This is a genomic window from Globicatella sanguinis NBRC 15551 (assembly GCF_001552295.1).
GTDB lineage: Bacteria > Bacillota > Bacilli > Lactobacillales > Aerococcaceae > Globicatella > Globicatella sanguinis.
Map to the genome: position 1 here is coordinate 1 of NZ_BCQX01000172.1, position 3,154 is coordinate 3,154.

The window sequence follows — 3,154 nt, forward strand, 5'->3', positions numbered from 1 at the left end:
AAACAGATATGCCTGAACAGAATTTAAAAAGTTTTTGCCCATCTCATCATATTGTCATTCAAATATAAAAACAAGGAACTTTTCAAAATATTGAGATGTTCCTTGTTTATTTATGAGTCTTTTTAGTTATTTAGTCGTGTTTGCAGTAAAATACCAAGAGTTTAATGATGCCGCGGATATTATAACTGTATGAGCTAGATAGATTTAATTAGTTTTGTGTGGGGTATTCTTTCATAAATTTTTCCATCCGGTCCATTGCTTCAGCAATAATGTCGTCGCTTGCAGCATAACTTAAGCGGACGTAATTTTCGCCACCCGTTCCAAATGCTGAACCTGGAATTAACGCAACCTGTGCTTTCGTCGCCAGTTCTCTACCGAATTCAAAGCTGTCTTGAGGATAACCGGCAGGGATTTTAGCGAATAAGTAAAAAGCACCATTTGGTTTAATAATTTCAAATCCCATTTTGGTCATGCGTTCATAAATATAATCGCGTCGTTTAATATAGGCTTCTTTCATGATTAGGGCATCATCTTTACCATCGGTTAGGGCAGCAATACCGGCATGTTGTGAGATACTCGTTGCGTTGGTGATATAGTTTTGGTGAACTTTATTCATTTGATTGGTAATCATCAGTGGAGCAAAGTTAAATCCAACTCGCCATCCGGTCATCGAATGGGATTTAGATAATGACTGTACAACGATTGTTTGTTCTGGTAGATAAGTTGCGATGGAAACATGTTTATCTCCGTAAACAAATTCACTATATACTTCATCACTGACGATGAAAATTGGCTTATCTTTTAAAATATTGGCGATTGCTTGCGCTTCTTCATCGTCCCAAGTGATGCCTGTAGGATTGGTTGGGTAGTTTAAGACAATGGCTTTCACGTCGTCACCATGTTCGGCTAATGCTTGTTCCAACAATTCTGGAGAAAGCACAAATTGATTTGGTTCGGTGTTAATATGAACCGGAATACCGCCATATAAGATAATCATTGATTGGTATAAGGTGAAAAAAGGTGAAGGGATTAGTACTTTATCACCAGGATTAAGAATCGCTTTAAAGGCTATTGACAAACCTTCAGTGGCACCATGAGTAACAATGGTTTCTTCTGGCGTATAATTCAATTGATATTTATCATTTAACCATTGGCATGCAGCTTGTCTTAATTCTAAAACGCCAGAGGCATGAGTATAGCGAGTCGCATTGTTATCAATCGCTAGTTTACCAACTTCTTTAATATGGCCAGGTGTCGTAAAATCTGGCTCACCTAAAGTCAATTTGATAATGCCTTCAATTTGATTACATAGTTCATCAAATTCACGGATGGCCGATATTCCAATTTTTTCAACGTCTTCATTAAAGCGGTTTTCAAACAAATTCATAATCTTCACTTCTCTCATTAAAATTTAATTTGGTATTATTGTAACACATTTATGATTGATACTAAAGATACTAGAATTATGTGGAAAAAATTCATCTTTATGTTATAATGTACGAGTGAAAGATTGATAAATAAAGGAGAAGTTTAAAGATGATTTCTGCAGTAGATTTAAGAGCGGGTATGACATTCGTTCAAGATGGCAAATTAATCCGCGTACTAGAAGCGAGTCACCATAAACCTGGTAAAGGTAACACAGTTATGCGTATGAAATTACGTGACGTACGTTCAGGTGCCACTTATGACACAACCTTCCGTCCGGACGAAAAATTTGAGCGTGCTTATCTTGAAACAAAAGAAGTTCAATACTTATATAGCATGGGTGATGTTGCAACCTTCATGGACTTAGAAACATATGAACAATACGAAATTCAAACATCAACGATTGAAAATGAATTGAAATATCTATTAGAAAATATGGAAGCTAAAATCCAATTTTATGGTTCTGAAGTAATCGGTGTTGAATTACCAACAACAGTTGTATTAACAGTAGCTGAGACACAACCTTCAATTAAAGGTGCCACTGTTACAGGATCTGGCAAACCAGCAACGATGGAGACAGGTTTAGTGGTTAACGTACCAGACTTTATTGAAACAGGAGAAGCGTTAGAAATTAATACCTCTGAAGGTACTTATATGCGTCGTGCACAAAAATAATTAATTAAATAAATCAGGAGGCTGATGTAAAATAGAAAAAGAAATTCTATTTTGCATCGCTTTTTTTAATAGGAGGACTGGAAATGTTAACCATTGGATATATCGGAAATGGTAAGAGTACTAATCGTTATCACTTGCCTATTGCTAGAAAAGTAGAGGGCATTCGTATTAAGTCGATTTATCATCGTAGTCAACCGAAATGGCAAACCTTTGAAGATATTCATTATACGACGGATTTAGATGAAATATTACAAGATCCAGAAATTGACTTAATTGTCATCACCACTTATTCAGATTCGCATTATCATTTTGCTAAATTAGTTTTGGAAGCTGGTAAACATGCTTTAGTAGAAAAGCCGTTCACCCATACAGCGAACGAAGCAAGAGAACTTTTTCAATTAGCCGAAGCAAAAGGGCTGATGTTGCAAGCCTTTCAAAATAGACGCTTTGATTCTGACTATTTAACGACACTTAAAGTGATTGAAAGTGGCAAGTTGGGGGATGTTTTAGAGTTAGAAATGCATTTTGATTATTTTAGACCTGAAATACCGGAAAATGTTCATGAATTTAAGGTTGAACAAAGTTATTTATATGGTCACGCTTGTCACACTCTGGATCAGGTGATTGCTCATTTTGGCAAAGCCGATCATATTCATTTTGATGTGAGACAATTACTTGGGCCTAATCGAATGAATGATTATTTTGATATCGACCTTTATTACGGTAAATCGAAAGTATCGGTCAAATCAAGTTATTTTAGAATTAAAACACGTCCTAGTTTTGTGGTTTACGGTACTAAAGGGATGTTTATTAAAGAGAAAAAAGACCGGCAGGAAGAACATCTGAAACATTTTTATATGCCTGATAATCCAGACTTCGGTTTAGATTTACCGGAGGATTATGGGACGTTGACTTATATAGATTCTAAAGGGAATTACCATGAAGAAAAAGTGGTGTCTGAGGTGGGAGACTATAGTCGTTTCTATCAAAATTTGTATGACACCATCGTTAATGGCGCTCCCAAAACGGTTTCGGATGATGAGACCCTTTATCA

The 3,154-nt window shown here is 36.0% G+C and carries 3 protein-coding genes; 2 read left to right on the forward strand and 1 reads right to left on the reverse strand.

Annotated features, from left to right (window positions below; translation table 11 throughout):
- Nucleotides 1-208: 208 nt before the first annotated feature.
- Complete coding sequence (locus GSA01S_RS09790) at nt 209-1,387, reverse strand: aminotransferase class I/II-fold pyridoxal phosphate-dependent enzyme (RefSeq protein ID WP_066127094.1); 1,179 nt, start codon at nt 1,385-1,387, stop codon at nt 209-211.
- Nucleotides 1,388-1,536: 149 nt separating this feature from the next.
- Here GSA01S_RS09790 and efp point away from each other — a divergent pair, with 149 nt between their 5' ends.
- A complete protein-coding gene (efp, locus tag GSA01S_RS09795; protein ID WP_066127099.1) occupies nt 1,537-2,100 on the forward strand; it encodes an elongation factor P in 564 nt (187 codons plus the stop codon).
- An 83-nt stretch (nt 2,101-2,183) separates the two neighbouring features.
- Nucleotides 2,184-3,154 (forward strand): Gfo/Idh/MocA family oxidoreductase (locus GSA01S_RS09800; protein WP_066127104.1); only part of this gene is annotated, 971 nt, incomplete at its 3' end.